Raw genomic sequence first — 5353 nt, 5'->3', positions numbered from 1 at the left:
AGTTCAAGCGTACGGCTCGGTGCCGTCCACCGGTCAGCGGCGCCCTGGCCTCCCACGGGCTGACCCCGCAGTACTCTCGGCGCGATGGGGCTTAGCTTCCGGGTTCGGAACGGGACCGGGCGTGCCCCCCATGCTCTGGCCGCTGACCGGTGGGCGGCGCCCACCGTTCTCGGTGATCCGGGTGTCTCTCTCGCGTGCCCTGGGGGCCGCATGGCGCATAGGAAAGATGACTCGGGGGCATCCTCGTGCCCGGACCGCGCATGGGCGCTTGTCCCGCGGGCCGCGAGGTGCGGTTCCGGAAGAGCTCGGGCGATTAGTGCGGCTCGGCTGAGGACGTCGCCGTCCTTGCACCTGCCGTCTATCGACCAGGTAGTCTACCTGGGCCCTTACCGGAAGGAGAACTAATCCCTGGAACGGCTTCCCGCTTAGATGCCTTCAGCGGTTATCCGCGCCGCACGCGGCTACCCGGCCGTGCCGTTGGTCGACAACCGGTTCACCGGAGGTGCGTCCACCCCGGTCCTCTCGTACTGGGGGCAGCCTCCATCGATTCTCCTGCGCCCACGGAGGATAGGGACCGAACTGTCTCACGACGTTCTGAACCCAGCTCGCGTACCGCTTTAAACGGCGAACAGCCGTACCCTTGGGACCTGCTCCAGCCCCAGGATGCGATGAGCCGACATCGAGGTGCCAAACCTTGCCGTCGATGTGGACTCTTGGGCAAGATCAGCCTGTTATCCCCGGAGTACCTTTTATCCGTTGAGCGACGGCCCACCCACTCGGGGCCGCCGGATCACTAGAGCCTGCTTTCGCACCTGCTCGGCTTGTGGGCCTCGCAGTCAAGCCCGCTTGTACTCTTGCATTCAAAAGGACGGTTGCCGACCGTCCCGAGCGGACCTTCGCGCGCCTCCGTTACCCTTTAGGAGGCGACCGCCCCAGTCAAACTGCCCGCCTGGCACGGTCCCCGAGCCGGTTGACGGCCTCGGGTTAGGACGCCGGTCGCGCGAGGGCAGTATTCCAAGGGCGGCTCCCCGGGGGCTGGCGCCTCCGGATCGATGCCTCCTGCCTATCCTCTACACGCGGGACCAGCGGCCAATGCCAAGCTGCAGTGAAGGTTCACGGGGTCTTTCCGTCCTTCCGCGGGTAAGTCGCATCTTCACGACCAGTGCAATTTCACCGGGTCCATGGTCGAGACAGCGCCCAAGTCGTTGCGCCTTTCGTGCAGGTCGGAACTTACCCGACAAGGAATTTCGCTACCTTAGGACCGTTATAGTTACGGCCGCCGTTTACCGGGGCTTGGCTTCGGGGCTTCGCGCGATGCGCTAACTCCTCCGCGTGACCTTCCGGCACCGGGCAGGCGTCAGACCCTATACGTCGCCTTGCGGCTTCTGCAGAGTCCTGTGTTTTTGGTAAACAGTCGCTTGGGCCTCTCCACTGCGGCCCGCCTCCGCTCCCCGGGCAAGCCGGTTCACGTACGCGCGGGCACCCCTTCTCCCGAAGTTACGGGGCCATTGTGCCGAGTTCCTTGACCATGGTTGACCCGATCGCCTCGGTATGTTCTACCCACCCACCTGTGTCGGTTTGCGGTACGGGCGCGCACGCGCCTGCCTAGGGGTTTTTCTAGGGACCTCGGGCTCACTCGCTTCGCTTAAGTGCTTCGTCCGGAGCCTCGCCCTCGATGCGGACCGGATTTCCCTGGTCCGCGGGCCGCGCTCCATCACGGGGACGTCCAGAACCCCGCCGAGCCACCCCCATCCGTCGCCCCGTCGGTCGTAGCGCCGCGTGCGCGGTGCAGGAATGTCTGCCTGCTGCGCGTCGGCTACGCCTACCGGCCTCGCCTTAGCCCCCGACTGACCCTGGGAGGATTAGCCTTGCCCAGGAAACCTCGGGTTCACGGCGGACGAGTTACTCTCTCGTCTCTCGCTACTCATGCCAGCATTCTCACTCCCATGCGCTCCACCGTCGGTCGCCCTCCGGCTTCTCCGCCCATGGGAAGCTCCCCTACCGATTCTAATGAATTAAAATCCCGCCGCTTCGGTGTCCAGCTTAGCCCCGTGTATTGTCGGCGCATGTCCACTCGACCAGTGAGCTGTTACGCACTCTTTGAATGCATGGCTGCTTCTAAGCCAACATCCTGGTTGTCTGGGCGGACGCACATCCTTTGCCACTCGGCTGGAACTTGGGGACCTTAGCGGGCGGTCCGGGCTGTTTCCCTCTCGAGCACACAGCTTAGCCCACATGCTCTGACTGCCGCGCTCTGGGCCGCCGGCATTCGGAGTTCGGTTGGATTCGGTAGGCGGCGAAGCCCCCTCGTCCATCCGGTGCTCTACCTCCGGCGGTGAACGCGCGACGCTAGCCCTAAAGCTATTTCGGGGAGAACGAGATATCTCCGGGTTTGATTGGCCTTTCACCCCTATCCGCAGGTCATCGCCGCCGTTTTCAACCGACGTGCGTTCGGCCCTCCACGGGGTCTTACCCCCGCTTCAGCCTGCCCACGGATAGCTCACCCGGCTTCGCGTCCGCGGCGCGGGACTCGAGTCGCCCTGTTAAGGCTCGCTTTCGCTCCGGCTCCCTTTCGGTTAACCTCGCCCCGCGCCAGCGACTCGCTGGCTCATTCTACAAAAGGCACGCCGTCACAACTGAAAGTTGCTCCGACTGCTCGTGGGCGCACGGTTTCAGGTACTGTTTCACTCCCCTCCCGGGGTGCTTTTCACCTTTCCCTCACGGTACTGGTGCGCTATCGGTCACAGGGTAGTACTCAGGCTTGGATGGTGGTCCACCCAGGTTCGGACCGGGTTTCACGTGCCCGGCCCTACTCAGGGACCGCGTCGCGCCGTCCGGTCTGGGTTCGCGTACGGGGCTGTCACCCGCTGCGGCCGGCCCTCCCATGCCGTTCCGCTCCCCAGCCGGACCTGCGCCCGGGGGCGGCAGCCCCCGGATGCGCGGCCCTGCAACCCCGTCGGCGGAACCCCTGCCGGGTATGCCCGCTCGACGGTTTGGCCATCGGTCCCCTTTCGCTCGCCGCTACTCGGGGAGTCTCGAGATTGATTTCCTCTCCTCCGGGTACTTAGATGTTTCAGTTCCCCGGGTTGTCCTCCCCCCGCCTATGTGTTCAGCGGGGGGATATGCACACTGCTGTGCATGGGTTCGCCCATTCGGAGACCCCCGGGTCGAAGGATGTGTGCTCCTCGCCGGGGATTATCGCAGCTTGCCGCGTCCTTCATCGGCTCCCTGTGCCAAGGCATCCGCCGTGCGCCCGTGGTATCTTGCGGGACCGCATCGGGCCCGCGGGATATCCACGTGTCGCTAAAGTTAATTAATCGATATCATGAATAGCGCTCGTATGTCGCAATTCGGGTATCTCATACCGCGGCACAGTAGTTGACTGTGCTCGCGATCAGATGCTCCTCACTCATATATAAGTGAATTCTTCTTGTTTGGATCGGATGAATGATTGCTATCATTCTGTCTGATAAATCGCAGAAAAGAATCGAGTCTGGAAGAGAAACTCTTCCATCTCTCTCCTATCGCTATGCGGCTCTCAAGGTACGCGGGTGCGACCCCGGGGACCGGGTGCTGCGGGGACTTCATCCTGGCGGGACATCTACCGGACGGGCTCCTGCCCTCTATTCGAGTTAAAGTTTGTCTCTCTAAGAACTTATCTCCCTAGAAAGGAGGTGATCCAGCCGCACCTTCCGGTACGGCTACCTTGTTACGACTTCACCCCCCTCACCCTCCACACCTTCGGCGCCTCCCCCCTTGACGGTTGGGCCGGCGACTTCGGGTGCAGACGACTCGGGTGGTGTGACGGGCGGTGTGTACAAGGCCCGGGAACGCATTCACCGCGGCATGCTGATCCGCGATTACTAGCAACTCCGACTTCATGGGGGCGGGTTGCAGCCCCCAATCCGAACTGGGGCCGGCTTTCCGGGATCCGCTCCCCCTCGCGGGGTGGCATCCCTCTGTACCGGCCATTGTAGCACGTGTGCAGCCCAGGGCATAAGGGGCATGATGACTTGACGTCGTCCCCGCCCTCCTCCGCCTTGACGGCGGCGGTCCCGCGTGGGTTCCCGGCATCACCCGATGGCAACACGCGGCGGGGGTTGCGCTCGTTGCGGGACTTAACCCAACATCTCACGACACGAGCTGACGACAGCCATGCACCACCTGTATGGGCTCCTCTCGGCCACGGGGTCTCCCCCGCTTCACCCATATGTCAAGCCCTGGTAAGGTTCTTCGCGTTGCTTCGAATTAAGCCACATGCTCCGCTGCTTGTGCGGGCCCCCGTCAATTCCTTTGAGTTTTAGCCTTGCGGCCGTACTCCCCAGGCGGGACGCTTAATGCGTTGGCTGCGGCACGGGGGGATCGTCCCCCCACACCTAGCGTCCATCGTTTACGGCTGGGACTACCAGGGTATCTAATCCTGTTCGCTCCCCCAGCTTTCGCGCCTCAGCGTCGGTCTCGGCCCAGAGGGCCGCCTTCGCCACCGGTGTTCCACCCGATATCTGCGCATTCCACCGCTACACCGGGTGTTCCACCCTCCCCTACCGGACCCAAGCCGCGGAGGTTCCGGGGGCTTCGGGGGGTTGAGCCCCCCGCTTCGACCCCCGGCCTGCCGGGCCGCCTACGCGCGCTTTACGCCCAATGAATCCGGATAACGCTCGCCCCCTACGTATTACCGCGGCTGCTGGCACGTAGTTAGCCGGGGCTTCTTCTGCAGGTACAGTCTTGACTCTTCCCTGCTGAAAGCGGTTTACGACCCGAAGGCCTCCGTCCCGCACGCGGCGTCGCTGCGTCAGGGTTCCCCCCATTGCGCAAGATTCCCCACTGCTGCCTCCCGTAGGAGTCTGGGCCGTGTCTCAGTCCCAATCTGGCCGGTCGGTCTCTCAACCCGGCTACCCGTTGTCGGCACGGTGGGCCGTCACCCCGCCGTCTACCTGATGGGCCGCGGAGCCATCCCCTCCCGTCGGGGCTTTAGCCGGGGTGCCATGCGGCACCCCGGGGTATCCGGTATTACCCGTCCTTTCGGGCGGCTATCCCGGGGGAGGGGGCAGGTTCTCCACGTGTTACTCAGCCGTTCGCCACTCGCTTCTATCCGAAGATAGGTGCCGTTCGACTTGCATGTGTTAGGCGCGCCGCCAGCGTTCATCCTGAGCCAGGATCGAACTCTCCGTCCAAAATAAATGGGCTTCGAGCCCGTCCGGTCCTCACAACTATTAGCTGATCGGTTCCGTTCGATTCATATGGTTCTAGTATAGGAAAAGGAATTTCTCGGGGCCGCCTCTCGGCGGCCTTGCGAAAAACAAATCCAAGTTAGACCATTTCAAATGGTTCGATGTCTGCCCGGATGCGACAC

The 5353-nt window shown here is 63.3% G+C and carries 3 rRNA genes; all 3 read right to left on the bottom strand.

From position 1 onward, the window contains the following. Positions 1 to 31: 31 nt before the first annotated feature. A 5S ribosomal RNA gene (gene rrf, locus DXC52_RS05535) occupies positions 32 to 147 on the bottom strand. A 146-nt stretch (positions 148 to 293) separates the two neighbouring features. Continuing rightward, positions 294 to 3269: ribosomal RNA gene (locus tag DXC52_RS05530) — 23S ribosomal RNA — on the bottom strand. Positions 3270 to 3667: 398 nt separating this feature from the next. Next, positions 3668 to 5174: ribosomal RNA gene (locus DXC52_RS05525) — 16S ribosomal RNA — on the bottom strand. Together the 16S, 23S and 5S rRNA genes form the textbook arrangement of a ribosomal RNA operon. Positions 5175 to 5353: the final 179 nt, after the last annotated feature.

This window comes from Collinsella sp. TF05-9AC (assembly GCF_003438495.1).
In the GTDB taxonomy this organism is placed as follows: Bacteria; Actinomycetota; Coriobacteriia; order Coriobacteriales; family Coriobacteriaceae; genus Collinsella.
This window is presented reverse-complemented; position numbering and strand designations above follow the sequence as displayed.